The organism is Kocuria sp. ICS0012 (genome assembly GCF_001665945.1).
Lineage (GTDB): Bacteria > Actinomycetota > Actinomycetes > Actinomycetales > Micrococcaceae > Kocuria > Kocuria marina.
Genome location: NZ_LZMM01000040.1, coordinates 1 through 24,735 on the forward strand (window position 1 = coordinate 1; position 24,735 = coordinate 24,735).

33 protein-coding genes and 2 pseudogenes are annotated in these 24,735 nt (G+C 65.4%); 27 read left to right on the forward strand and 8 right to left on the reverse strand.

The features are described from left to right. Positions 1 to 548 precede the first annotated feature (548 nt). The 15 genes from A5728_RS06145 (at position 549) to A5728_RS13500 (ending at position 8,362) form a co-directional block, all read left to right on the forward strand. Entirely contained in the window at positions 549 to 1,454 is a 906-nt protein-coding gene (locus tag A5728_RS06145) for an ArdC-like ssDNA-binding domain-containing protein (RefSeq protein WP_064846202.1), read from the forward strand. A gap of 309 nt (positions 1,455 to 1,763) precedes the next feature. Beyond that, positions 1,764 to 1,970 (forward strand): hypothetical protein, encoded by a 207-nt coding sequence (locus A5728_RS06150; protein ID WP_064846203.1) that lies wholly within the window; start codon positions 1,764 to 1,766, stop codon positions 1,968 to 1,970. 32 nt (positions 1,971 to 2,002) lie between these two features. Next, positions 2,003 to 2,263, forward strand: coding sequence for a hypothetical protein (locus A5728_RS06155; protein ID WP_064846204.1), 261 nt, complete (start codon positions 2,003 to 2,005; stop codon positions 2,261 to 2,263). Between the two features lie 74 nt (positions 2,264 to 2,337). Next, on the forward strand, positions 2,338 to 2,541 hold the full coding sequence (locus A5728_RS06160; protein WP_064846205.1) for a hypothetical protein: 204 nt from the start codon (positions 2,338 to 2,340) through the stop codon (positions 2,539 to 2,541). 363 nt (positions 2,542 to 2,904) lie between these two features. Then, complete coding sequence (gene nrdH, locus A5728_RS06165) at positions 2,905 to 3,156, forward strand: glutaredoxin-like protein NrdH (protein WP_064846206.1); 252 nt, start codon at positions 2,905 to 2,907, stop codon at positions 3,154 to 3,156. Between the two features lie 29 nt (positions 3,157 to 3,185). Beyond that, a complete protein-coding gene (locus tag A5728_RS06170) occupies positions 3,186 to 3,377 on the forward strand; it encodes a hypothetical protein (RefSeq protein ID WP_047523862.1) in 192 nt (63 codons plus the stop codon). Between the two features lie 32 nt (positions 3,378 to 3,409). Then, positions 3,410 to 3,895 carry a thermonuclease family protein gene (locus tag A5728_RS06175; RefSeq protein ID WP_197493109.1) on the forward strand — a complete coding sequence of 162 codons (486 nt, stop codon included), beginning with the start codon at positions 3,410 to 3,412 and terminating at the stop codon, positions 3,893 to 3,895. 89 nt (positions 3,896 to 3,984) lie between these two features. Then, positions 3,985 to 4,344: a single-stranded DNA-binding protein gene (locus A5728_RS06180; RefSeq protein WP_064846208.1), complete on the forward strand. Its 360-nt coding sequence runs from the start codon at positions 3,985 to 3,987 to the stop codon at positions 4,342 to 4,344. An 88-nt stretch (positions 4,345 to 4,432) separates the two neighbouring features. Beyond that, a complete protein-coding gene (locus A5728_RS06185) occupies positions 4,433 to 5,224 on the forward strand; it encodes a ParA family protein (RefSeq protein WP_064846209.1) in 792 nt (263 codons plus the stop codon). Continuing rightward, positions 5,217 to 5,627 carry a hypothetical protein gene (locus tag A5728_RS14070; RefSeq protein WP_156523397.1) on the forward strand — a complete coding sequence of 137 codons (411 nt, stop codon included), beginning with the start codon at positions 5,217 to 5,219 and terminating at the stop codon, positions 5,625 to 5,627. The genes A5728_RS06185 and A5728_RS14070 overlap by 8 nt, the downstream gene beginning before the upstream one ends. 13 nt (positions 5,628 to 5,640) lie before the next feature. Beyond that, positions 5,641 to 6,006, forward strand: a complete 366-nt coding sequence (locus A5728_RS06190) for a hypothetical protein (RefSeq protein WP_064846210.1) — start codon at positions 5,641 to 5,643, stop codon at positions 6,004 to 6,006. Further along, positions 6,006 to 6,191 carry a hypothetical protein gene (locus A5728_RS06195; RefSeq protein ID WP_064846211.1) on the forward strand — a complete coding sequence of 62 codons (186 nt, stop codon included), beginning with the start codon at positions 6,006 to 6,008 and terminating at the stop codon, positions 6,189 to 6,191. The genes A5728_RS06190 and A5728_RS06195 overlap by 1 nt, the downstream gene beginning before the upstream one ends. Positions 6,192 to 6,202: 11 nt before the next feature. Beyond that, positions 6,203 to 6,385, forward strand: coding sequence for a hypothetical protein (locus A5728_RS06200; RefSeq protein ID WP_064846212.1), 183 nt, complete (start codon positions 6,203 to 6,205; stop codon positions 6,383 to 6,385). 73 nt (positions 6,386 to 6,458) lie between these two features. Further along, positions 6,459 to 7,595: an IS30 family transposase gene (locus A5728_RS06205; protein ID WP_064846213.1), complete on the forward strand. Its 1,137-nt coding sequence runs from the start codon at positions 6,459 to 6,461 to the stop codon at positions 7,593 to 7,595. Between the two features lie 239 nt (positions 7,596 to 7,834). After that, the gene (locus A5728_RS13500; RefSeq protein ID WP_082943283.1) at positions 7,835 to 8,362 is read left to right on the forward strand and encodes a dihydrofolate reductase; all 528 of its coding nucleotides are present in this window, start codon (positions 7,835 to 7,837) and stop codon (positions 8,360 to 8,362) included. 240 nt (positions 8,363 to 8,602) lie between these two features. Here the strand turns inward: A5728_RS13500 and A5728_RS06210 are convergent, their stop codons facing one another. Continuing rightward, positions 8,603 to 9,334, reverse strand: coding sequence for an SUMF1/EgtB/PvdO family nonheme iron enzyme (locus A5728_RS06210; protein ID WP_229730639.1), 732 nt, complete (start codon positions 9,332 to 9,334; stop codon positions 8,603 to 8,605). Between the two features lie 243 nt (positions 9,335 to 9,577). Between A5728_RS06210 and A5728_RS06215 the strand changes: the two genes are divergently transcribed. The 4 genes and pseudogenes from A5728_RS06215 to A5728_RS14760 form a co-directional block, all read left to right on the forward strand. Continuing rightward, positions 9,578 to 11,272 (forward strand): Mu transposase C-terminal domain-containing protein, encoded by a 1,695-nt coding sequence (locus A5728_RS06215; RefSeq protein ID WP_231885542.1) that lies wholly within the window; start codon positions 9,578 to 9,580, stop codon positions 11,270 to 11,272. Continuing rightward, entirely contained in the window at positions 11,272 to 12,189 is a 918-nt protein-coding gene (locus A5728_RS06220; RefSeq protein ID WP_064846262.1) for a TniB family NTP-binding protein, read from the forward strand. Before A5728_RS06215 ends, A5728_RS06220 begins: the two co-directional genes overlap by 1 nt. Then, positions 12,186 to 13,439 carry a TniQ family protein gene (locus A5728_RS06225; RefSeq protein WP_064846215.1) on the forward strand — a complete coding sequence of 418 codons (1,254 nt, stop codon included), beginning with the start codon at positions 12,186 to 12,188 and terminating at the stop codon, positions 13,437 to 13,439. Before A5728_RS06220 ends, A5728_RS06225 begins: the two co-directional genes overlap by 4 nt. Before the next feature lie 102 nt (positions 13,440 to 13,541). Then, positions 13,542 to 13,658 (forward strand): annotated as a pseudogene (locus A5728_RS14760) (recombinase family protein); the annotation flags it as partial. A 54-nt stretch (positions 13,659 to 13,712) separates the two neighbouring features. Here the strand turns inward: A5728_RS14760 and A5728_RS06230 are convergent. The 3 genes from A5728_RS06230 to A5728_RS06240 are packed head-to-tail and all read right to left on the reverse strand — an operon-like array spanning position 13,713 to position 16,535. Beyond that, entirely contained in the window at positions 13,713 to 14,534 is an 822-nt protein-coding gene (locus A5728_RS06230) for an AAA family ATPase (RefSeq protein ID WP_053547804.1), read from the reverse strand. After that, complete coding sequence (locus A5728_RS06235; RefSeq protein WP_156523398.1) at positions 14,531 to 15,931, reverse strand: Mu transposase C-terminal domain-containing protein; 1,401 nt, start codon at positions 15,929 to 15,931, stop codon at positions 14,531 to 14,533. Before A5728_RS06235 ends, A5728_RS06230 begins: the two co-directional genes overlap by 4 nt. A 1-nt stretch (position 15,932) precedes the next feature. Beyond that, entirely contained in the window at positions 15,933 to 16,535 is a 603-nt protein-coding gene (locus A5728_RS06240; protein WP_053547803.1) for a recombinase family protein, read from the reverse strand. Positions 16,536 to 16,825: 290 nt separating this feature from the next. On the opposite strand from A5728_RS06240, the gene A5728_RS13510 reads away from it, so the two are divergent. Continuing rightward, positions 16,826 to 17,074 (forward strand): DUF1272 domain-containing protein, encoded by a 249-nt coding sequence (locus A5728_RS13510; protein WP_082943284.1) that lies wholly within the window; start codon positions 16,826 to 16,828, stop codon positions 17,072 to 17,074. 153 nt (positions 17,075 to 17,227) lie between these two features. Here the strand turns inward: A5728_RS13510 and A5728_RS13515 are convergent. The 3 genes and pseudogenes from A5728_RS13515 to A5728_RS13520 form a co-directional block, all read right to left on the reverse strand. Next, positions 17,228 to 17,632 (reverse strand): annotated as a pseudogene (locus A5728_RS13515) (transposase family protein); the annotation flags it as partial. A gap of 237 nt (positions 17,633 to 17,869) precedes the next feature. After that, entirely contained in the window at positions 17,870 to 18,091 is a 222-nt protein-coding gene (locus A5728_RS06245; RefSeq protein ID WP_064846216.1) for a hypothetical protein, read from the reverse strand. Then, positions 18,088 to 18,396, reverse strand: coding sequence for an ArsR family transcriptional regulator (locus A5728_RS13520; protein ID WP_082943285.1), 309 nt, complete (start codon positions 18,394 to 18,396; stop codon positions 18,088 to 18,090). The genes A5728_RS06245 and A5728_RS13520 overlap by 4 nt, the downstream gene beginning before the upstream one ends. Before the next feature lie 313 nt (positions 18,397 to 18,709). Here A5728_RS13520 and A5728_RS06250 point away from each other — a divergent pair, with 313 nt between their 5' ends. The 5 genes from A5728_RS06250 (at position 18,710) to A5728_RS06270 (ending at position 21,639) form a co-directional block, all read left to right on the forward strand. Continuing rightward, on the forward strand, positions 18,710 to 19,069 hold the full coding sequence (locus A5728_RS06250) for a helix-turn-helix transcriptional regulator (RefSeq protein ID WP_064846217.1): 360 nt from the start codon (positions 18,710 to 18,712) through the stop codon (positions 19,067 to 19,069). After that, entirely contained in the window at positions 19,066 to 19,668 is a 603-nt protein-coding gene (locus A5728_RS06255) for a cadmium resistance transporter (protein ID WP_053547801.1), read from the forward strand. Before A5728_RS06250 ends, A5728_RS06255 begins: the two co-directional genes overlap by 4 nt. Positions 19,669 to 20,001: 333 nt before the next feature. Beyond that, positions 20,002 to 20,238 (forward strand): antitoxin VbhA family protein, encoded by a 237-nt coding sequence (locus A5728_RS06260; protein WP_064846218.1) that lies wholly within the window; start codon positions 20,002 to 20,004, stop codon positions 20,236 to 20,238. Then, on the forward strand, positions 20,238 to 21,044 hold the full coding sequence (locus A5728_RS06265; RefSeq protein ID WP_064846219.1) for a Fic family protein: 807 nt from the start codon (positions 20,238 to 20,240) through the stop codon (positions 21,042 to 21,044). The genes A5728_RS06260 and A5728_RS06265 overlap by 1 nt, the downstream gene beginning before the upstream one ends. A gap of 7 nt (positions 21,045 to 21,051) precedes the next feature. After that, a complete protein-coding gene (locus A5728_RS06270) occupies positions 21,052 to 21,639 on the forward strand; it encodes a recombinase family protein (protein ID WP_064846220.1) in 588 nt (195 codons plus the stop codon). A gap of 329 nt (positions 21,640 to 21,968) precedes the next feature. Here A5728_RS06270 and A5728_RS06275 read toward each other — a convergent pair whose 3' ends face one another. Further along, positions 21,969 to 22,367 carry a hypothetical protein gene (locus A5728_RS06275; protein ID WP_064846221.1) on the reverse strand — a complete coding sequence of 133 codons (399 nt, stop codon included), beginning with the start codon at positions 22,365 to 22,367 and terminating at the stop codon, positions 21,969 to 21,971. A 255-nt stretch (positions 22,368 to 22,622) separates the two neighbouring features. On the opposite strand from A5728_RS06275, the gene mobC reads away from it, so the two are divergent. Beyond that, positions 22,623 to 23,021 carry a plasmid mobilization relaxosome protein MobC gene (mobC, locus tag A5728_RS06280; protein ID WP_064846222.1) on the forward strand — a complete coding sequence of 133 codons (399 nt, stop codon included), beginning with the start codon at positions 22,623 to 22,625 and terminating at the stop codon, positions 23,019 to 23,021. Further along, on the forward strand, positions 23,018 to 24,724 hold the full coding sequence (locus A5728_RS06285) for a relaxase/mobilization nuclease domain-containing protein (RefSeq protein ID WP_064846223.1): 1,707 nt from the start codon (positions 23,018 to 23,020) through the stop codon (positions 24,722 to 24,724). The genes mobC and A5728_RS06285 overlap by 4 nt, the downstream gene beginning before the upstream one ends. Positions 24,725 to 24,735 lie beyond the last annotated feature (11 nt).

A 24,735-nucleotide genomic window follows, 5' to 3' on the forward strand; every position in this document is an offset into this window, starting at 1 on the left:
GAGTTGGGAGGTGTCGACAGTGGCCCGAGCGAGTGGATGGCGCGCCGTGGCGGCTCGGCGGGGGGGGGGGGGGGGGGGGGGGGGGGGGGGCGGGGCGCCCCCGCGCCCCCGCCCCGCCCCGCCCGCCCCCCCCCCCCCCCCCCCCCCCCCCCCCCCCCCCTTTCGTCCCTAAATTCCCATTATTGGGTTTTTTGGGCCCTGGCCCCCCCCCCCCCCGGGGGGGGGGGGGGCTAAGGGGTCACCCCCTCGCGCCCCCCCCGCCGGCCGCACCCGCGACCGGGGCCGCCGACAGAGGGCGGCCAATACGTCGGCCGCTGCGCGGCCGCCCTCATCCCAGCTATCGCATTTTCTTGCCGTGAAGCCTTCGGCAGCATACGTTCGCTCCACCTCCGCGCAAGTGCTTTCGCGGCATATCCTCGCTCGCTGCGCTCGCTCCGGTATTCCACGGTCACTTGCACTCCGGCTGCGCTCTCTGCGCGGCACATTCGTGCCTTCACGGCAAAAAACGTGAGGGGTAGTTGGTAGTCCGAGACACCAGGAGGTTCATCATGGCACGCACGATCAAGACCCAGAAGACCGCAGAGCAGCGCCGCGCCGAGGCCGACGCCCTGCACGAGTCCATCGCTCAACAGGTAGAGCAGCTACGCGACTCCGACGCCTGGCAGCGATTCCTCGACTTCGCCCGAGCGTTTCACTCCTACAGCCTGAACAATGTGCTGTTGATCCTCTCGCAGATGCCCACCGCGACCCGCGTAGCCGGGTTCCGCAAGTGGCAGCAGCTCGGCCGCCAGGTGCGCAAGGGCGAGCGCAGCCTGAAAATCTTCGGGTTCCGCGAACGTAAGGCCAAGGCCGACGAAGAGAACGAAGACGGCACACTCGACCAGCTCGACACAGGCGAGCGCGTCGTGCGCTACTTCCCGATGCTCAGCGTGTTCGACATGAGCCAGACCGACCCCACCGAGGAATGGATCGACCCGAACCCCGCGCAGCGACTCGACGGAAACGACGAGGCCGGAATCTACGCCGCCACCGCCGACTACCTCACCGCCCAGGGCTGGACAGTCACCCGCGAGACGATCCCCGGCGAAACCAACGGATATACCACGACAGACGGCACCAAGCGCGTAGTCGTAGACGCAGCACTCAGCGATGCCCAGGCCGCTAAGACGATCCTGCACGAGGCCGCACACGTCATCCTGCACAGCTCGGAAGATCACGCCGAGTACGTCGCGCACCGAGGCTTGAAAGAGTGCGAGGCCGAAAGCGTCGCCTACATCGTCGCCGGGATCATCGGCCTAGACACGAGCGCCTACAGCGTCGGCTACGTCGCCGGATGGATCGGAGACGACACCGACACCATCAAGCAGACCGCCGCAAACGTGCTGCGCGCTGCGCACACCATCGCAGACGCGATCACCGATGCCGACGAAGAGCAGGAAGCCAAGGCCGCCTAAATAGGCCTATAAGACCTATAAGGGATGCCCGAGCAGCCCGCCGCCAGCCAGGCGGCGGGCGAGGGGATGCCCCCTCGCGCTCCCCCACCACATCGACGGCCGCAAGCGGCCGCAGAGCTTGAACGCTTCGCGTTTCTTGCCGTGAAGCCTGGCGGCACACTACATTCGCTCCACCTGCGCGCAAGTGCTTTCGCGGCATATCCTCGCTCGCTGCGCTCGCTCCGGTATTCCACGGTCACTTGCACTCCGGCATCGCTCATTACGAAGGCGTAAACGCCTTCACGGCAAAAAACGAGAGAGGGAGACACCATGCAGAGCATCAGCACCATTACGACCATCGTTCCCATCGTGGACGACACCGAGATTCCGCGACAGCTTCGCAAGCTCGCAGAGCGCGACGAAGACCTGATGAGCTACGCGCGCAGCGGCTACCGGCTCGCAAGCACCGTGGCGATCACCGGCCCGGAGTTCGTCACGTTCGTGGACACGCTCACCCGCGACCCCGAGCACAACTAAATAGACCTATAAGACCTACAGGAGGTAGTGCCATGTTCAAGTTCCGCTCGCAGCTCACAGTCGCCCAATGGGCGACGATCCGCGACCTATGCCTGCACGAGCAGCCGCGCCCAGCGGCGCAGCGGCAGGCATTCGCCAGCATTGAAATCATCGTCATCGAAGACGACCTGACCGTGGAGAGCATCACCGTGCACCCGGACGGCCGCGCCGAGAAATCGGCACTCAATGGCATCGGTGAGGGCTGGACAGAAAGCCAGCTCGACCAGTCCGAAATGGAATGGATCGAAGCCTAGACACCATTAGACCTATTAGGTACAATAGACCTATAAACCCCATAACCCCGAAACCGAACCGAGAGGTTGCACCCATGACCATCACCGCCGAGCACCTGACCATCACTCTCGAAGACGGCCGCGAGCTGACCGGCCGAACCCCCGTCGAGCTGGCGCACAAGTGGGCAGAGGCCGAGCATGGCGACGAGTGGCAGCAGCTCAGCGCCGCAAAGCAGAGCATCGAAATCACCGCTGCGCTCGACGCGCTCAACCTGGCAGCGCAGGAGCACAGCGAATGAGTGCCCGCCGCCCGCGGCCCCTGGGCCGCGGGCACCAGGCGGCAGCGCCACGGCGCTGCACCGGCCGCATCCGCGACCGGGGCCGCCGACAGAGGGCGGCCATGCGTCGGCCGCTGCGCGGCCGCCCGTCTTTCAAATCGTATTTTGCCGTGAAGCCTGCGGCATTCTACGTTCGCTCCACCTACACGCAAGTGCTTTCGCGGCATATCCTCGCGTCTCTCGCTGGCGCTCGGCCGCTCCGGTATTCCACGGTCATTTGCCCTCCGGCTGCGCTCGCTACGAAGGCACATGGTGCCTTCACGGCAAAAAACGTGAGGGGAGTGTCAGAGGGAACCGAGGCACTGGGCAGGAAAGGAACCGATCATGAGCTTTACAGTCACCGTCTACAGCAAGCCGAGCTGCGTGCAGTGCAACGCGACCTATCGGGCGCTCGATAACAAGGGCATCAACTACCAGGTGATCGACGTGAGCGCCGACGCCGAGGCCGCCGAGTACGTCAAGGGGCTGGGCTACATGCAGGCCCCGGTCGTCGTCACCGATGACGAGCACTGGTCAGGCTTTCGACCCGACAAGATCGAAGCGCTCTCGCAGCGACTCACTGACACCGCGGAATAGACCCATAAGACCCATAAGGGGGAAATATCATGCTGACCAAAGAAGAGCGCGCCGCGTGGATCGCGAAGCGCGAGGCCGAGCACCAGAAGATCAAAGACCGCATCCGTGCAGCCGGGATCAAGTACCCGCTGGGCTGGGATGAAATGGGATCGAGTGAGAAAGATATGTGGGAAGACCGCATGATCCGCTCTATCGACCGGCTCGAAGGGAAGAGCAAGTGAGGGCGGCCGCGCTGCGCACGATCCTTGCAGGCGTGCTCGCACTCGCAAGCGCCACCGGCCTACAGAGCTGCACCGAGACGAGCGCAGCCGACGCCGAGCTGCTGCCCGCTGAGAGCGCACAAGTGATCGCCGTAGTGGACGGCGACACCATCGACGTGCAGACGGCCGGGGGAGAGGCGCGGGTGCGCCTCATCGGCCTCGATACACCCGAAATCAACCGTGACGGCGGGCAGGATGACTGCTACGCGCAAGAGGCGCGCGACGAGCTGAACGCAATGGTCTACGGGCAGGCGGTCGAGCTGCGCGCCGATCCCACTCAGGATGACACCGACCGCTATGGGCGACTGCTGCGCCATGTCTACATCGACGGGCAGAGCGCAGCCGTCGTGCTGCTCGAAGCAGGAGCCGCGCACGAGTACACCTACGATGCGCCCTACATCGGCCAGGCCGAGCACCGCGACGCAGAGCGCGCAGCGCAGGCCGACGCGCTGGGAATGTGGGGGAGCTGCACCGGATAATCTGCCGAAACCATAGACACGACTAGACCTATTAGGTACAATAGACCTATAAACCCCATAACCCCGAAATCGAACCGAGAGGAAAGATCATGACCACCTTCATCAGCTTCACCGGGAACCTGGCCAAGGCACCCGAGCTGCGCACCGACAAGAACGGCCGCCCCTACACCTTCGCTCGCGTCATCCGCACGGATCGCGTGAACAAGGGAGGCGAGTTCGAGGACGGCGGCACCGAAGGCTACGACGTTGCAGTCTGGGGAGCCGACGCCGAGGCGCTGTGCGACCTCGCTGAGCGTTGCGGGAACGTGCGCGTGAACGTCGCGGGCGAAGAGCTGCTGGACACCTACACGAACGATGAGGGCAACACCCGCACCGTTCGCAAGGTGCTCGATGCAGAGGTGACCGTGAGTCTTCGCTGCCAGACCGTCACCGTCGAGCGCCGGAACTAGACCGCCGAGATAGTGGGCTGCCAAGGCGCAGCCCACTATCTGCCCCCAATAGGGGTATTAGTACCATTAGACCTGAAAGAAGGGCACCATGATTCTCGCGTACTGCAACCAGAAAGGCGGAGTGGGGAAGTCCACCACCGTCTACCACCACGCCCGCGCCGCGATCCTCGACGGACAGCGCGTGCTCGTGATCGACGCCGACCCGCAGGGCAACATCACCAGCGTTCTCACCGAAGACATGCAAGAGGGCGACGTTGGAGTGGCCGACGCACTCAGCAGCCGCAGCAGCGACACCCTGGCCGACGTGCTCGTGCCCGGTATCTGGGAAGGCCTCACGGTCGCGCCGACCGTGGGCGACAACCTGGCCGACGTGCGCAACGAACTCGTTATCTCATCGGAGCCAGGCCGCGAATCGCGGCTGCGCGCGCAGCTCGCCGCGATCCAGACCGAATATGACCTGGTGCTCATCGACTGTGGCCCCGCTATCGACCCGTTGACGATCAGCGCACTCACGGCAGCCGACGCCGTCGTGATCGTCTCACAGTCGAAGCTGTGGAGCGTCAACGGCCTGGCGAAGCTGATGAACACCGTGAGCCTGGTGCGCGAGCACTACAACCCGCGGCTCACAGTCGCCGGACTCGTGCTCAACGCCCACGAAGCGCACACACTCGCCGGAGGCCACTGGGCCGACGAGCTGACGGCAGCCGCCGAAGCTGCGCAGCTCCCGATTCTCACCCCACCCGTACCGAAGCGGCAGGCAATCGCAGATGCCACCGAAACGGCCCGAGGCCTAGACGAGGGCGACGCGCAGGCGCGCGAGCTTGCCGCGATCTACGCCGCACACATTGACCAGCTCAAGAAGGGAACTGCTCATGTCTAAGAAACCCGAACGCCGACGCTCGCAGCTCAGCGGCCTGTCGCCCGTAGCGCCGACGAGCGGCCGCGTCGAGCCAGAGAAGCCGGCCCCTGAGAGTGCAGCACCCGCAGCGGCCGCGCCCGCTGCGGCCGCGCCCGCTGCGCCAAAGCGCACCGTGGCGGCCGCCAGCTCGAAGCCTGGCACCCGCACGAAGATGGGCTATTACGCCGCACCAGAGGACAGCGAACGCATCCGCGCAGCGTTCATCGCAGCGAGGAACGCAGGGCGGCCGTATCGGTCACTCTCTGACTTCCAGCTCGAAGCGATCCTTGACCAGGTAGTGCGGCTCGAAGCCGAACTGAACGGCGGCCGACCGTTCGAGGGCGCACCCGCGCACAGCCTGTCACCCGGCCGCCCGATGGAGTAGGGGAGTAACCACAATGGCAATCAACGAGGAACAGCGGCAGCTCGAAATCGCCGCCGAGGTCGAAGAGCTGGCGCGCACGCTCGCGCACTCAACTCGAGCTGTACCGCACCCGATCGACTCATACCGACTGCTCGGTGAGCTGGGCGCAACCATCGACCATTTGGCGCAGGTGATCGACCAGCTCGGCAAGTGGCACAGCCGCACCGAGGACGGCACGCACTACAACGGCGAAGACGGCGACGGCACCGGCAGCGCCCATGCGGCCGCTGACGAGCTGACAACCGCAGCAAACATGCTCAGGCTCGCATCGAGCCACGTTGGCCGGGCACACAGCCATAACGGCGTCGTGCGTTGGTATCAGGAGCCGCAGGAGAGCTGATGAGCGCGCTACAGATCATCTACTACGTCGGGATCGTCGTAGGCATCGCCATGTTCGTTGCATCATGGCTGATCCGCCGTAAGCAGATCACCGAAGGCCCGCTGGCCCGAGCTGAGAAACCGTTGATGCTCGGGGGAGCGGCCGTCACGTTAGCCTTCGCGCTGCTCGGCTTCGCCACGATATGAGAGGGGCAGCTATGACTCAGAGCGATCAGATGAGCGACGCGGAGCTGGCGCGTGAGATGAGCCGACTTGAGGCGGCGATAGCCGCCGCTGCGAGTGACGAAGAGCGGCAGCGCTGCAATGCGCTGTTGAGCGAAGTGCGCTTCGAGATGATGACGCGCGGCCACGTCGCACAAGGTGGAGGCTGCGCCCAATAACGGTGGCAGTCTCAACCGATCAAGGCATCACCCGTGATGGCAGTATGCGCTTGGACGGAAGGAGACGGTTGGGATGGCATTGAGCATGGAAGAGCAAGATGCCGTGTGGGAGAGATGGCGAGCGGGCGAGCCGATGCGCGTGATTGCCAGAACGGTGCGCTGCAGCCGCGAAGCGGTACGGAGACGCCTGGCAAACTCTGGTGGGATCCGCCCAGCACCGCGCCGTCGCGCTGCTCTGCGGTTGTCACTGGCGCAGAGGGAGGAGATTTCCCGGGGAATCGCGGCCGGTGATTCCGCTCGAACGATCGCTGCTCGACTCGGACGGTCAGACTCCTCGATCTCGCGGGAGATCTCCCGGAACGGCGGCCGTGACCAGTACAGGGCTGCCAAGGCAGATGAGCGCGCTTGGCAGCTCGCGCAACGCCCCAAACTCAGCAAGCTCGATGCGAACGATGAGCTGCGCACCGCCGTGAAGCAGAAACTGCATGAGGACTGGTCGCCGGAACAAATCGCGGCCTGGCTACGACGGGACTTCTCTGACGACCCGACGATGCAGATCTCTCACGAGGCGATCTATCGGACCCTCTACACCGCCACCTGCCCGGCCCTACCCTCCGAGATGAGCGTCCACCTGCGCTCCGGCCGTCGACTCCGCACGTCGCGCCAGTCGCGCCGCACCGGACACGGACGCGGTCGCTTGCGGAACATGGTCTCGATCCATGATCGCCCGACACGCATTGAGACACGTGACGAGGTCGGACACTGGGAAGGTGACCTCGTGATGGGCCGCCGGCCCAGCGCCGTAGCGACGCTTGTCGAGCGCTCCACCCGTGCAGTTCGCTTAGTGAAGCTACCGGGGATCAAAGGCCCGGACGTACGCGACGCTCTGATCCGGAACCTTCAGAATCTTCCGCCGTGGCTCTTGCGGTCGCTCACCTGGGACCGCGGAAGAGAGATGTCCGAGCACGAGCGAATCGCCCATGAGCTCGGCATCCAGGTTTACTTCTGCGACCCCCGCTCACCCTGGCAACGGGGCTCGAACGAGAACACTAACCGGCTCCTGCGCCAGTACCTTCCAAAACAAGCAGACTTGTCTCGGTACACCCAGGTCGACCTCGACCGGATCGCAGAGAAGATCAACACACGCCCGCGCTACGTTCTCGGATGGGACACCAGCCAGGACCGACTCCGCGATGTCCTCATCGCCTGACACCCGAGACTCGGTCGACGATCGACCTCTCAGCGGCGTGAACTTGCAGCTGCCGAATCAGATGACGTTGGAATCGCGATGCGCTTCTGCTTGCGCGATCACCTCGGGCGTCCACTCCTCCTCCGACACCATGCGAGCAAGCTCCCAGCGCCCATGCACCGCACACTTCTGGAAGCGTCTGGTCCCGAGTAGGATGGATTTGAAGGAGACGAACGGGAACCAGACGGTATGCTCGTCACATGAAGCCAGTAATCCTGATCGCCGCGATCGATAACGATCGTGGCATCGGCCTAAGAGGTTCAATGCCCTGGAAGATCCCAGGGGAGGCTAAATACACAGCGCAGCGCACGCTTAGAACATCTTCTCCGGACATGATCAATGCGCTCATTATGGGGCGAAAGACATATGAGTCCCTACCCCCTCACCGGCGCCCCCTCCCAGGCCGCCACAGCCTCGTAATTACTTCTCGGAGCATTGGGGAGCCAGTTGGTGTTGCCACCTCCGTCGATGAAGCACTGAGGGTGTGCGGAGAGATGTCAGACGTCGAGTCGATCTTCGTGTTTGGTGGTGCGGAAATCTATTCCCAGGCACTCGCTGCCGCCCTCCCGGATACATTGCTAATAAGCAATATTCCAGGACACTATGGGTGCGACACATTCCTCGACCCCATTCCGTCCACCTATCGACTAGAGCGCACTTCCAACCATAAGCACGGTACCGTGATGGTTCGGCACGAAACCTATGTCAGGGATTTTGGAAAAGAATGAGCTAATCCCGTAGCTCTAGTTGTGGCAGTAGGGACTGATGCGCGGGAAGGAGTCACTCGCGCCGTCGCGAGGTAGGTACCAATCTGGGGCACCACAGCAGGACAGTTACCGGACCGTCGTTTACGGTTCCCAATAGGACCCGAGTGCGCACTTTTGCGACACATCTGTCGCACTGGATATACCTCAGCAGCACGGCCCGGAGCGTCGTTAACGACGGCGGTATCAGGATTCCAAATCTTCCTAGCGCGAACCAGGCAGGGACAAGGGCGTCCAGCCGAGCGGTAAAGGACCAGACACTGCCGCTCGTTCGCGATCTCTCGCTTCGGACCACCCCTGGACTTCCCGACCGGAGCGAAGGGCGCCTCGGGCGAGTCGCAACCCGCTGCCTTCCAGCAGTGCATCCGGGGCGCTGCCTCGCCTGACCGACGCGCGGACACTCCACGGTTTGTCAGCCCAGCTTCCGCCACGAAAGACCCGGTAGTTCCCATAGCGCGCGGGATCGAGGTAGTCCCAGCACCACTCCCAGACGTTGCCGAGAGTGTCGTACAGGCCGAAGGCGTTGGGCTCCTTCAGGGCGACGCGGTGCGGTCCCTCCCCCGCGTCCAGAGTGGTCCAGGCGACGCCGGAAAGCGGGCCGTAGTGTGGACCCTTCGTGCCCGCGCGGCACCCGTACTCCCACTCGGCCTCTGTGGGCAGGCGGAAGCCGTCAGACTCGAGCTTCCACTGCACCTCATCGCCTGAGATGCGATATGCCGTCGACAGTCCATGCGCCTCGGAAAGCTCGTTGCAGATACTCACGGCTTGCTTCCACGTGATCCCGCTGAGCGGCAGATCGCAGGTGTCGACCGTGACGGGAGTACGGCCGAGAGAGAACGCCTCCAGCGCCACGGTGCGATGCTCGGAGCGTCGCGCATCGTGAAGCGTTACCTTTCCGGCTGGGAGGGCGATCAGATCATCGGGAAGGCTCTGCACAAGGTGAGCGTATCGAAGGTCGCGAGTGGACAAGGTATGGTCTCCGCATCGAGGTCTGGTGATGCGTTGACCGGTTGAGACTGCCGTCGTTTTCGGGCAGCCGTGCCGGACGGCCCGCCGAGTGTCAATGTCCGAAGTCGTCAGCACAGATGATGGCGTCGTTCAGGGCGTTGTGCTGAGGGCTATGGGTCGCTTTCGCGTCACTACTTGTGCGTACGACTCGAGATGTTGTCCTATAGAGGCGTGGAAAAAGAGCCGGTCAAGGATGACCGAGTTTCCGGGCGCGGTCTGCTGACCGTCCCTGATGAGGCGTGGGAGCTGGCCGTCGAGCGAGCTGCGGTCATTGGGCCGCTCGCTGACTCCAGCACGGTTGGATCCGCGGTGGACGCGGCGGCCGAGAAGCTGGGTATCTCACGGGGCCGCGTCTACTTTTTGATTCGGTTGTGGCGTGATGGCCAGGGGGCGGTTTCTGATCTTGTTCCTGGCAGCTCCAGCGGTGGCCGAGGTGGCGTACGTCTTCCCGTTGAGGTGGAGACGATTGTCCGGGAAGTGATTCGCAAGCACTATCTGACACGTCAACGCAAGACGATCGCCGCCGTCCACCGCGAGATCACTCGGATGTGTCGGTTGCGCGGGCTTTCCGTGCCTTCGCGCAATGCGGTTCGGCGTCGTATCACGATGCTCGATCCCCGGACGGAGGCTGTCGGCCGGGAGGGAAGAGACGCAGCACGCCCATTGCGATCAGCCGGCGGGGATGTCCCCGCCATCGTTGAGGTGTTGGAGCAGGTGCAGATCGATCACACTGTGGTGGATCTGATTGTGGTGGACGAGCAGCACCGTCTGCCGATCGGGCGTCCGTATGTGACCGTGGCGATCGACGTGCGTACACGGAGCATCGTGGGGCTGGTGATTACGTTGGAAGCGCCGTCCGCGCTTTCGGTCGGTTTGTGTCTCTCGCACATGGTGACGGACAAACGCGCCTCGTTGGAGCGGCTGGGGGTCGAGGTTGCGTGGCCGATGTCGGGGAAGCCGCGCGAGCTGTATCTGGACAACGCGTCGGAGTTCAAGGGTGAGGCCCTGCGGCGCGGGTGTCAGGAGCACGGGATCGCGTTGAACTATCGGCCTCCAGGGCGTCCGCACTATGGCGGAATCATCGAGCGCGTTATTGGGACGTTGATGGAAATGGTGCACGAGTTACCGGGCACGACGTTCTCCAATCCTGCCCATCGTGGAAGCTACGATTCGGATGCCCGAGCCGTCTTGACGATCACCGAGCTGGAGAAATGGCTGACCTTGGCGGTCTCCAGCTATCACGGCCAGGTCCACGGCACGACGCGGCAGACACCACTGGCGCTGTGGACGGCAGGGGTCCAGGAGGCAGCGCCGTCGATGGTCGCGGATGCATCCGCCTTCCTGGTGGACTTTTTACCCGTGGTGCGTCGGAAGCTGACACGAACTGGGTTCGTGATCGATCACGTGCACTATTTTCGGAACGGGCTGAAACCGTGGATCGCGCGCCGTAGCCAGATGGAACGATTCTTGATCCGCCGAGATCCGCGGGACATCAGCCGTATTTGGGTGCTCGATCCCGACGATGGATCGTATTTGCCGGTGCCGTACCGGACGCTTTCGTATCCGGCTGTCAGTGTGTGGGAGCACCGCGCCGCTCTCGAGCGGCTGCGCGCGGAGGGTCGAGCGCAGGTTGACGAGGATGCCCTGTTCCGCACGGTCGAGCACATGCGGATGATCACCGAAACTGCAAGCTCGACCACCCGCAAGGCGCGTCGTAACGCAGAACGTCGCAAACGCGGCGGAACCGTCGACGAAACCAAGATCTCTGTGACTCGCCCTCCCGCCGATGTTCTACCGCCGGAGGGGAATAGCGGACCGACTACTGAGGAGCGCGTGATGCCCTTCGAAGAGATCGAACAGTGGTGATGGACACGGAAGTCGGGATCGCGGACGTGGACCTCACTCATCTGCATCCGATTGCGCAACCAATCGCACGCCTCCCCGCGGGCGAGCGGCTTCGGCATGTGCGCGCTGACCGATGGATCGGATACTCCCGCGCCTCGGAGGCACTGGAGCGGTTGGAAGCTCTGTACGAGTGGCCGAAGAAGCAGCGTATGCCGAACCTGCTGCTGTTAGGTCCGACCAACAACGGCAAGTCGATGATCGTCGAGAAGTTCCGCCGTCTCCATCCACCGATATCTCATACCGAGCATGAACAGGTGCCAGTGCTGGCCGTTCAGATGCCGTCCGAACCGTCGGTGTCGCGGTTCTACGTCGCGTTGCAGGCCGCGCTGGGAGCACCGCTTCGACCGCGACAACGCGTACCAGAAATGGAACAGGGGGCTCTGTCCTTGTTGCGGGCGGTCGGGGTGCGGGTGCTGGTAATTGATGAGCTGCACAACGTGCTGGCCGGTAGGGGTGACACCCGGCGCGAGTTCCTGAACGTGCTGAGGTTTCTGGGCAACGAGCTGCGCATCCCGTTGGTCGGAGTCGGTACTCGAGAGGCGTATATGGCGATCCGATCGGATGATCAGCTTGAAAACCGGTTCGAGCCGTTCGCCTTACCGCGCTGGGAGCCGAACGATGAGGCGCGCGCACTGTTGGCCAGTTTTGCGGCATCATTTCCTCTTCGCGAGCGGTCGATGATCGACTCTGAAGAGATGGCGCGCTACCTCGTCACCCGCAGCGAGGGAACCATAGGCGAGCTCACGCGTCTGCTCACGGACGCTGCTGTTGCAGCGATCGAGACGGGCGAGGAAGCGATAAATCAGCGCACCCTCCTCGTCGCTTCGTACGTCGGTCCCACGGAGCGGCGACGTTTGTTCGAGCGCGAACTGCTATGACGCGGCAGTGGCCACTTCATCCGACTCCCGGCCACGGCGAAGCGCTGACCTCGTGGCTGCACAGGCTCGCCACTGTGTACGGGATGGATCTCGACCAGCTTGTTCGCCACGACCTCACTCCACCAGGCGCTCCCGCGCCGAAGTCGACCGATTCGCTGAACTTGTATGCGCCTGCGGCGCTCATCACGGCTCTGGCGGTGCGTACCGGCGTGCCGACTGAGCAAGTGCATCGGATGACAATCGCTGGCTGGGTGCCATGGCTTCTCGATTCGCTCGAGCCTGAGCCGACGCCCGGAGTCGCGTTCCACACGTATGTGCGCCAAGACTCCGTGCTCATCACCTCCACGGACCATCCCTACCGAGAAGTGCCGAATTGGCAGGCATGGCTGCCAGTCAATTCCAAGAACAGGCCGGTCAGCCGCGTGTGCCCGGTCTGCGTCGAGAGCGCGACCGACGGGACGCTCGCATTTCCGCTGATCATGCAAATTCCGATCACGCTCACCTGCCCGCGTCACGGTTGCCGGCTTGACGCTGCGTTCGGGCCGTATGCGTTCTTCGGCTGGGAACGTAGCAAGAAGAATGACAGGCCCGCACCGCGACAGGTCATCATTCAAGACGCACGCACTGAGCAAGGCCTGCGGATCGGCACGGTCGTCTTACCGCGCCGGACAGTCCATGTTGGGGTGTGGTTCCGCCTGCTGCGCACCCTCATCGAGGAACTATCGATTCCGCTCTCAAAACTTCGAATCCGCTCACGCCGATCCATCGAACTCATCTGGCGTAAAGCCGGGCACCCTGCTCGTGCCGGCATCATCGGACCCGCACGAACCTACGAGAACCTACCCTGGCCGCAACAAGAGATGTATCTCGAAGCAGCCGCGACAGCCCTTCACTTGGTCGAAGCCGGAGAGATTGAAGCACAAGGCACACTTGGCCACCTCTTGACGCCCGAACCAGATCGCCCAGCTGACGACGGCTCGCCACCGCGCGATGCCTGGGATGAGGCGAGAGAAGCGATAGAGGAAGCACTCTCTGCCGCCCAGCATGATCCGCTTGCCGCAGAACACATGCTCGCGATCTTGACGAGCCTCACGCGCACCGAGATGACGTTTCAGAGCATCCGCGGCGACTTGATCGCCCTCGATATTCCCGAAGCTTTCCTGCCGCCGACGCTCGCTGCCATGCGTTCATGGAGGACCGAACCAGGTTTGTCAAATAACAGACCGGCCGCCATAGTTCACGAGACATAGAATAAATGACGGGTATTGTGACGATAGAGCCGGTTTGATCCGATTCAAACGACATTGTCACCCAAACGGTCGTATAAGTGACGGGGCAAGGAGGAGGCGAAGATGCTGGTGGGTTACATGCGTGTCTCGAAGGCCGATGGATCACAGAACACTGATCTGCAACGCGATGCTCTCGTCGCGGCCGGGATCGACCCCGATGCCTTGTATGAGGACCATGCCTGTGACTTTCGGCGATAAGTGGCGGTGTTCTGCGGGCGCTTCGTGGCGGTCGTCTCAGTTGGTGGTGCCGATGACGAGGGTGCTCTGGGCGGCTTCGATGACGTCGTTGGTGATGGTGTCGAGTTCGTTGATCTTCATGACGCGCTCGATCTGAGGGAAGAGGCGTTCGAGCAGCCGGAAGTTGCCGCGGGTGATGCGGGTGATGCTGGCGATGGCCTGGGCGTCGGTGAAGTCCTCGGGGTCGAGGGTCTTGCCGAGGGAGCGCCAGTGGCGCTGGAGGACGAAGAGCAGCTCGTCGGTGCCCAGGGGACGGTATTGGTGGGCGAAGCCGACTCGGCTGTAGAACTGGGGGTAGTGGCTGAACTGCTTTTCCAGGCCTGGCATGCCGATCAGGATCAGGGCGATGTTGTCGCGGTCGTACCGGTCGCGCAGCAGTTCCAGAGAGGTGGGGCGGAGCCGTTCGGACTCATCGACGATGATCAACTGCACGTAGTTCCTGCCGTGCCGCCGTGCCCAGGTCGGCGTGGTGTCCTGTCCGACTGGTTCGAGGTGCTGCTCGATGCAGATGTTGGTGCGGGTGATGGCCTGGTCGAGTTCGTCCTTCAGCGCCCGGGGCGTGGTCAGCACGCTGGGGGTGTAGAGCACGGTGCGGCTGCGAGCGAGGGCGGCGTAGATTTTGGCGTCGCTGTCGGCGCGTGGTCCCCAGTAGGTCAGCAGGTCGTAGGCCTTCTCCCAGTGGGCGTAGCGGCGCGCGGAGAGCGTCTTGCCCACCCCGGCCGGGCCGAAGCAGAGGCCGATGGTGTGGCCCCGCCGGACGGCGTCGGCGAACTCGGTGAATCGGCGGTGCTCTTTGGTGACGATGAAGCGCTGGCTCACCTCAGGTCCTCCTTGTAGACCTTCAACTTCCGCCGCGGCGCCGGTGCCGGCTCCTCGGTCGCCGGTGGCGATTCGATGGTGTGTGCGGCGACGACGGCGATGCGTTCGTTGATGCCCTGCCGCAAGGACCGGCGGCGGGCGTTGCGAGCGGCCTGGATTTCCTTGAGACCGATCTTCTGGTCGTGATGCTCCTGGTTGACGGCCTTGCAGAGGAACTCGTCGTGGTCGAACACGCGGATTTCGGTGATGTCGCGCGGGTCGTAGCGGACCACGACGGATCGTCCGACATAGCCAGCCAGCGTCGGAGAGACGTAGCGCAGCCCCTGGAAGCGGATGCCATCACGGCGCACCACCCGTGACTGGGCGACCGTCAGCAGTAGCCCGTCGAGGTCTTCCAGGCTCTCGGGCATGCGCGGCAGCCAACCCTCGGCGATCCACGCGCTGCGCGGCGAGACGCCGAGCTCGCTGTGGGTCCGGTCGTTGTAGGTGGCCACGAACCCCTCCAGTGCGCTGTCCAGCTCGGCCAGGGACAGCGTCGGTGTCGGGGCGGGGTGGCCCTCGGCGATGTATCCGGGCAGGCCGGCGAGAAGCTCGGTGTTGACGGTGCCGAAGAACCTCTCGATCTTGCCGCGGCCCTGGGGCCGGGCAACGATGGAGTGGATCAGCCGGATGTGCAGGTCGACGGCGGTGCCGGTGAGATGGTGGCTGATGAAGTCGCTGCCGTGGTCAACGTAGAGCACGTCGGGGATGCCGCACATCGGCCAGGCCGGGTCGGCCTTGTGCCAGATCGCCTGCCGCAGCGCCAGCGCGGTGTTCATCGCCGAAGGAGCACCGAGGAAGACCGTGTAGCCGCAGATCGCCCGGGAGCAGTCATCGATGATGGACGTCAGCCACGGCCGGGCGGGCTTCCCCTCGGTGCCCACGACGAGGATGTCGAGCAGGGTGTGGTCGGCCTGCCACATCGCATTGGGCCGCTCGGCCTGCCGCCGCAGCACCAGTTCGTGCTTGTCCCGGTAGGACGCCGCACCCTCCAGGGCGAGGGTGACCATGCCCGGATCCATGCCGCCCACGATCGACCGGACCACCCCATAGGAGGGCACCGGCCAGCCCTCCTGAGCGCAGATCTCAGTCGCCTTGCGGTGGATCGTGGCGATCGCGGGTCCGGGCTTGCTCAGCGCCAAACCCTCGATCAGCCGGACGAGCTCGGCAGGCAGATGGCGGGTGCCCGCATCCGCACGCGGCCTCGCATCCAGGCCCGCGTACCCGTCGGCGCGGTAGCGGGCGTGCCAGCGCTCCAGGGTGCGCAGACCGATCCCAGTCTGACGGGCCAGGGTCGTCAGCGCGATGCCGTCCTCGACATGCAGCCGCAAGATGCGCCACCGCGCCGCCCCGTCCACCTCACACCTGCTCGGACACAGCGTCACGGGCACGGGCGGCCTGCTGGTGGCGATACAGCGTCGCACGCGACCACCCGACCAGACGGGCGGCATCTTCGGCGGTCCGGCCCTTGGCACGAGCATCCTGGGCGATGGTCAGCTTCTCCGCGATCACCGCCGGGTCAACCGGGGGCCGACCGAAACGGGTGCCGTTCGCCTTCGCCGCGGCGATCCCGGCATTGACACGTTCGGTGATCAGCTCGCGCTCGTACTCTGCCAGCGTGGCCAGCATGCCCAGCATCATCCGGCCCGAGGTCGTCTCTGGGTCGATCCCGTCCGAGACCGATTGGATCTTCACCCCCTGGCCGCGTAGCAGGTTGACGGTGCTCAGGACATCGAGCAGGGAGCGGCCGAGCCGGTCGATGCGCCAGACCACGACGGTGTCACCGGCCTCGGCGTAGTCGAGCAGGCGCTTCATCCCCGGGCGCTCGATAGCGGTTCGGCTGCCCGAGGTCACATCGGAGAACACGTCCCGCTTCTGCACCCCGGCGCCCACCAGCGCATCGACTTGCAGCTGCGCGTCCTGCGCAGCCGTACTCACCCGCGTGTACCCCAGATGCCTCATACCCCAAGCATGATGCAGAAACCCCTGGAACGCACCCCCTTGAGGCACTTTCCGTCAAGACGACTTCGCAAGACACCTCCGAAAGCCTGTGCGCGCAGGGAGCGAGTCCGAGGCCGAGTGCCCGAGGCGTGTCTCATCAAACTGTAGTATCCCGATGCACCTGCTCCGTGGGGTGAACTCCAAGTTGAACGCGGGCCCGTGCCGCAGGCAACGCTGGTTTCGATCGGAGCGGGTCGCCTGCGCGAGTATGACTCAAAAGCAAAGACACGACAGAGGGTTAGGGAGCGGACATGCTGACAATCAAGCCCGGGTGCGAGTGTTGCGACACCGATCTCCCACCGGAAGCAGAGGCATACATCTGCACCATCGAGTGCACGTGGTGCCCGGAGTGTGTCGCGACCTTCCCCGAAAGACGATGCCCCAACTGTGACGGGGTGGTGGAATGCCGGCCGGTTCGACCAGCGGCCATGTTGGCTAAGTACCCGGCCAGCACTCTGCGGGTGGTCTCTGAGACCTGCTGGAAACACAGAGCGGAATGAGCCCCGGAGCGGCCGATTGGAAACGTGTGCCCATAGCGGGCACCCTCAGCGGGTCACACTCCCGCAAGTTCAACTTGCACGCACCGGGGCCGCGGGGAGGCGGACTACTCCCCTTGAAGACGAGGTCACCGATGGCGGCGTGTAGGGACGTTAGTTCGGCGTCCTCCACAGAGCAACGGAAGTCCCCCGCCATCTTTCGGCAAGACTCACACGGTAGGTGCGTGCATTGAGCGCCCAGTAGACCGCGTCCCGGGGCAGTTTCGTGCGGGCGGCGGCAGCGGTCGTGGTGTCTTGCCGCCATACCGTGCAGCAGTCCGCGCAACGGTAGCGGCGGACTCTGACCTGCAGCATCGTTGGTCGCCAGCCAACAGGGACGTGCACAATCGTCCTGGTCACCGTGCCGCGAGAAACCCCGGCCTGACCGCAACGATGACACCACGAGTCGGCTTCCAGGACCGCGTGGTCGAGTTCGACTCGCTGCCCGGTGGCTGTGAGCCCGAGCCCGTCCAGGCCGCAGAACGCGTCGAGATCAGGGGTCGAGAAGGTAGCGATAGACATGTCGAGGTCTTCCAGATGGCGAGCGTCAGAACTTCCACCATCGGGAGACCTCGACGTCTATCCCGGCACCGACGCGCCCACCCCACCACCGGCCGCTACACCCTCATCTGCGAAGAGCCAGATAGGTCACCGGAGCAGACCATTGCGTGGAAATGGGAACGGCCGATAGCGATTGTTCGCGCGCCCTCCAGTGCCATGGAGCGGGGCGGCGGGTCATCGGCTTTCAGAAGCGCCTAATCACTCGGGGACATCGTTGAGTTGAGCCTCGATCCGATCCAGCCTCTCCGATATATTGCGCAGGTGCTCCACGATGAGTTGGTTCGAACCATCGATTGCCGTTGCCGTCTCGCGTCGCGCACTGGTGACGGTGCGCACCACCCAGACGGTAAGAATAACGAAGATCGCGAGGGGTAGGGTGGCGGCAAGGGCGACTGGAAATACAGCAGCGGTAAGAGTCATGACGAATTCCTTTCCTGTTCTTGATCAATAAGAGCCGCAATGAGAGCGGGAGCTACTTCGAGATGAAACGAAGAAACCCAGTAGTGCTTCCTTAATCGACTTTCTCCGAGCTGCTCTACCCCACTCTCGATGAGTCGGGCAGCTTCTAAGCGATTGAGGTGCTGGTAGAGCAGCGGTCGAGACATCCCGAGTCGGCGGGCCAGTTCGCTGACATGGGTTGACTCCACCTGCAGGGAAGCGATGATCCGTAGGCGGGGCTCACTTCCGAGGGCACTGAGAATCCGTGCAAGCCGTGCAGCATCCATCCATCACACCCCCGGACCGTCAGTGAACTACAACATGTGTAAGCATGCGCTAACAGCCAGCGGTGTGCAAGCACCTGTCGATTCTGGTGGAGAGGCTGGCCGCATACGCGGCGTGACGGGTCGGTCTGCGGACCGGCCGGCACCCCCGGTAAGGCCGGGCGGACACGGCGATCGCCACTAAGCAACAACAGGGATCCGCCATCTTCTGATCAGATCCACAGGATCAAGGATTTCCGTTCACTTGCACGGCGTCGCGCAGGTCAACTGCGGTGGACTTCCAGATCAGTTCAGTCATTGCTGTATAGTTCAGCGGATGCTGACTATAGATTCTCGTTTGGATGTGATGAACCGGCTGGGGCGGGCGATGGCCGACCCGACCCGGTCGCGGATACTGCTGACCCTGCTTCAGCGCCCGGCCTACCCGGCCGAGCTGGCCCGAGACCTGGAGCTGACGCGGCCGAACGTGTCGAACCACCTGGCGTGCCTGCGGGACTGTGGGCTCGCGGTCGCCGTGCCCCAGGGCCGCCAGACCCGGTATGAGATCGCGGATCCGCATCTGCGCCGGGCGCTGACCGCCCTGGTCGACGTGACCCTCGCGGTCAACGAGAACGCGCCGTGCCTGGACCCGGCCTGCTCGGCGCCGGGATGCCGCAGCACGGGGGTGGAGGCATGATCCTGTCCTCGATCTTGCAGGCAATCGGCCTGTTCATCGCCACGAATATCGACGACATCATCGTGCTCTCGCTGTTCTTCGCCCGCGGCGCGGGCCAGCGCGAGACCACCGCCCGCATCCTGGTCGGCCAGTATCTGGGCTTCGTGGGCATCCTGGGCGCGGCCGTGCTGGTCTCCCTGGGGGCCGGGGCGTTCCTGCCCCCGGAGGTCATCCCGTACTTCGGACTCATCCCCCTGGGCCTGGGCCTGTGGGCCGCCTGGCAGGCCTGGCGTGGGGACGGCGACGACGATGACGACGAGGCCAAGGTCGAAGGCAAGAACGTGGCGGTGTGGACCGTGGCCGGGGTGACCTTCGCCAACGGCGGGGACAACATCGGGGTCTACGTCCCGGTCTTCCTCAGCGTGGGCCCGGGCGCCGTGGTGGCTTACTGCATCGTCTTCCTGGCGCTGGTGGCGGTGCTGGTCGCCCTGGCCAAGTTCGTCGCCACCCGCCGGCCGATCGCCGAGGTCCTGGAGCGCTGGGAACACATCCTGTTCCCCATCGTGCTGATCGGTCTGGGTGCCTTCATTCTGGTCAGCGGCGGGGCCTTCGGCTTCTAACTGCGTCACCGGCCCCGCACGCGGCGCCGGTGACGCAGATCGGCAGCCTCGACCACAAGGAGGTCTCCGACCATGGCCGATGCCGACGTCCTGGTGATCGGCGCCGGCCCCAAGTTGCGGACAGCGTCACTTCTGATCGGACACCCTGTGCCGCCATTTATCTCAGCAAGAATGCCGCCACATACCTGCAAAAGTCACAACCAGAGGGCCGACACGCCGAGGGCTCGCCAACCGAAACTCACCACCGAAACCCAGGCGCACCGAAACTACCGCTAGACCGTTTTCGGTTGCTCCGGTAGAATGGACACAGACCCAGGAGAGGGGAGCCCCACCGTGGCTACGAAGTTCAACATCGAGGAGCGCTGGCCCGAGCTGTTCGTGCAGCTCGACGAGACCCAGCGCCGTGCCGTGGTGCAGTCGCTCGCCAGCGCGTGGCACGAGGGGTGGACCCCGAACCGCGAGGACGTGGAGAACCTGACCGACGAGGCCCGCGGCGCGATCGACGCCGCGGAGTACCGTCGCCGCGCCCACGCCGCCGCACGGCGACGGACGGTCGCTGTCGCGCGCTGATGGCGTTCGACACTTGGGAGTCGTACTTCTATCCGCCGCCTGACGAGGGCACCCTGCGCAACCTGTTCGACGAGCGCGATCCGGTGGTGCTCACCAGGTTGGAGTACGTCGAGACCGCACGCCGGCAGCGCGAGCTGCTTGCCGGCCAGGTCACCATCCCCAGGACGTACGACGCCGACCACGTGCGGGCGATCCACCGGCACCTGTTCCAGGACGTCTACGAGTGGGCGGGGGAGCTGCGCAGCGTGAACATCTCCAAGGGCGCCGGCCGCGGTTTCGGGGACGTCAAGACGGGCGAGGTCGACCAACTCATCGACGACGTGCGCAAGCGGGTCGCCGGCACCGATTGGGGCCGGCTGGACCGCGACACCTTCGCAGAGCGAGCGGCGACCGTGTTCGCCTACCTGAACCAGGCGCACCCGTTCCGTGAGGGCAACGGCCGCACCGGGAAGGTGTTCATGGAGCACGTCGCGGAGCGATCGCGCTTCACTCTCGACTTCGGCCAGGTCACCCCCGACGTGTGGAACCAGGCATCCCAGCTCAGCCGGCCCGACATGTTCTCCTACGACCCCGAGCCCGCGTCGCTCGTGCCCGTGTTCCGTGCGATCGCTCAGCCACGCACGACCGGTCCGGCGACACCGCCGGCGCCGAGCACGGGACGGTCAGCCGCTCGCGCGTCCTACCCGCAGGCCGCGACTCAGGCGACCACCCAGCCACCGCAGACGGGACCACAGCGAGGCCCCCAGGCGCGCCACAGCGGCCCGTACATGCCAGGCCGCGGCGGCGGGACCGGACCGGGGAAGTGAGGCCGTCATGAGCAACCTCGTGGGCTACGCGCGAGTCTCGAAGCGCGAGCAGAACCCCGAAGCCCAGGAGGCCGAGCTGCGCGCCGCCGGCGCCTCGCGCGTGTTCGTCGACCACGGCGAGTCCAGCCGGGTCAAGGACCGCCCGCAGTGGCTCGCATGCCTGGACTACCTGCGCCCCGGCGACACGCTCATGGTGCGTCGCCTCGACCGCATCGCCGGCAGCGAGACGATGGCGATCCAAACCATCAACGAGCTGCACGAGGCAGGCGTGAACATCAAGAGCCTGACCGAGCCCGATATCGACACCACCACGCCGATGGGGCGCGCACTGTTCGGCATCGTCGCCGTGTTCGCGCAGCTCCGCGTCGACACCATCCGTGACAACACCCGGCGCGGCCTGGCGCACGCCCGCGCTCAGGGCCGCGTCGGCGGCCGGCCATCGGTCATGACACCCGAGCGGGTCAAGGCCGCTGTCAAGATGCGCGAGCAGGACATGACCATCGCGGAGATTGCGCGCACGTTCGGCGTCGGCGCTTCCAGCGTCTCGCGCGCTCTCGCCAAGCATGACGAGCAGGCATCCGTCACCACGCCGTAGGCCGTCCTGACCGTTCCTCCCCATCCCCCCGATAGATGCCGCCCTGCACACCACAGACCCCCGTCAAGGGTGCGGCGTAGCCGCATCACGCAGTGACGCGAAGCGCCCTTGACGGGGGTCTGTGGTGTGTGATCCTCCGGCGTCGGGGGGAGGGGGACCGTGCACCCAAGGAGGCCGTGCACAGGCCGCACTACCTCGACGTAACCGAGCAGCGGGAACGCAACGGTGCGGCCTGTGTGCGGGCGGTCAGATGGGTCCCGCTGTCCACCTGTGGGCGGGTCCGGCCCCGGCGTTAGCCGGAGCCGTCCACAGGTGGACAGGGGGCAACGTCACGCAGCGTCCTGCTCGCCCTCGACCGCTGCGCGGTCGTCGCTCGGCGGAGTCGGCTCAGGAGCCGGGGGAGCGGGCCGCGAGGCCGCCGGCTTGCGCGTGGAGCGACGCCGCGTGCGAGCCTTCTTATCGGGCTCTGGTAGACCGATCTTGCGCAACTCATCGGCGGACCACCCGGCGCTCACCGCGGCGTTGTACGCCTTGACGTCGGCGCGCTCTGCGTCGCCCACCCGCTGCGCGATCTGCGCTTCCAGCTCGGCTCGCTGACGGTCGGTCTCCTCGCGCACGTCCGCGACGTGCTGACGAGCCTCGACGGCTTGCCGAATGGTGTCGATCCGATCGTCCAGCACGCGCTTGGCGCGGTCGATCGCTTCCTCTGGTGTCGGTGTCGTAGCCATGACTCCATCGTACGGAGTCGAGCAGTGTACGTCGACGCCTCGCGTCGACCGAAAAGCACCGTCGCGGCGCAGCCGCCACCGCTCCCGTCTGCCGACGTGAGCAACCCCGAATCGCGTCCCAGACGGAGCAAGCTAAACACTTAGCCGTGCTAAGTGGCTTGAATCCTCGACTTGCCGTCGCGGATCGGGCACACTAGGAGTGTGGTCCCCGCACGAGGCGGGGTCGCTGCGCTGGGCTGGAAGGCAGGTGATCTGATGGGCGACGAGACTCCCGGAGGTCGTCTGTTCGCGCGCCGTCGCAGGGCGAACGTCGACGGCGGCCGGCAGCACCGTCACGAGGTGAAGGTGTCGCCCGAGGAGGAGGGCATGCTGCTGCGCCTCGCAGAGGCCCAGCACGTTACGATCCCGCGGCTGCTCGTCGAGTGTGCGCTCGCCTCCGCGACGTCGGAGACGCCGACCGAGCGACGCAACGCGATGGCCGAGCTGTTCGCTCTGCACCGGCTGCTCGCTGCGGTGTCGAACAACGTCAACCAGATGGCCCGGGCGACGAACGCGACCGGTGAGGTACAGGCCGAGATGAGCGCGACCCTCGACGCCGTACGGCGGACCGCGCAGCGCATCGACGACGCGATCGACGGGCTGAGCCTGCCATGATGCCGAACGTTGTCCGCGGCGACAGGATGGCCGGACTACTGACCTACCTGGCGGGACCGGGGCGCGCGAACGAGCACACCGAACCGCACCTCGTCGCGGGCGACGAGGCGATGATGGCGTGGCACGACGACGACGAGCTGGGACGCGACTCCGCGCTGGCGATCGCGCGTCACCTCGACCGCCCTCGCACCGCGTACGACGTCGAAGTGAAGGGCGGCCACGTGTGGCACTGCTCGCTGTCGCTGCGCGCCGACGAGGGCGCGCTGACCGACGAGCAGTGGGGAGCGATCGCGCGCGACTTCATCACCGCGATGGAGTTCGACGACAACGAGGGCACGAAGGCCCCGTGCCGATGGGTTGCAGTGCGACATGGTGTGTCGAAGAACGGCAACGACCACATCCACATCGCCGTCAACCTGGTGCGTGAGGACGGCACCAAGGCATCGACGCACCACGACTTCCGACGCGCGCAGACGGCGGCCCGCGCCCTCGAAGCGAAGTACGGCTTGGAGGAGTTGGAATCGGTACGTGCGGAGCGCTCGACCCGCGGGTACAACCCCGCCGAGCGCGAGGCGCAGGCACGAGCACGAGCCCGCGCGAAGTACGAGCGCACGCGCACGAAGCTGGGCACCGACACGCCGGCGTGGGAACACCTGGACGGAGCGGACCGGCACGCGCGGATCGCGTCGGAGCTGCGCACCGATCAGCCGCGCTACCTACTCGCGTTGAAGGTCCGCGGCTGCGCCACGGCAGCAGCCGACGAGGGCGAGTTCGTGCGCCGGCTGCGGCGCGAAGGGCTCATCGTTCGACCGCGGTACGCCGACGGTCGCACGGACGTCATCACCGGCTACTCGGTCGCGCAGCGACCCGAGGCCGGGGAGCGTCCGATCTGGTACGGCGGCGGCCAGCTCGGCCGCGACCTGGCGCTGCCTCGACTGCGCGACGGATGGCCGGACACGCCCACCGGAGCGAGCGAGGCCGCCGCCGAGTGGAACGCCGCGAAGCGAGGCCGGCGCGTCGTCGCACCTGGACGCGAGACCGCCGAGCCCGACCCCGAGCTGTGGGACCGTCGCAACGAGGAGCTGAGCGCGCTCGTCGACCGCCTGCGGGGCGTCGACGTCGACGACCGCGACACCTGGGCGACCGTGGCGCGACAGACCGCCGGCGCCCTGGCCGCCTGGTCGAATGCGACCGAGGAGACCCCCGGCGACCTGGCGGCGGCGGCCGAAGCACTGTCACGATCGGCGCAGACCCACCAGCGCACCATCCGCCCGCACAAGGCCGGCACGGTCGCCATCTCCGGTGCGGCGATGTTGCTCGCCAGCGCCGCACGAGGCGGTCAGGGGACCGTCGCGCAGGCCGTCATGGTCCGACAGCTCCTCCGGCTCACCCAGGCCGTCTACGACGCCTCAGTGGCCGCTGGACAGGCCCGCCACGCGCGGCTACTGGCAGAGGACACCCGCGCCCGCCTCGTGCGACTCCGCGAGGCCCTGCCGGCACCGGCGGCCGTGGCCACGACGACGCCGGCCGGCACGACGACGAGCACGAAGCTCGACCCGGAGGCACAGGCAGTGCTCGACCGGCTGCGCGCCGGGCAGGCACACGACGCCACGCGCGCGGCGTCGCCGCTGCCCTCGAAGATCGAGCCAGCCAAGCGCGCAGACCCGATACGACCGGGCGCAGATCGCGGACCGGAACGATAGGAAGGAGCGCC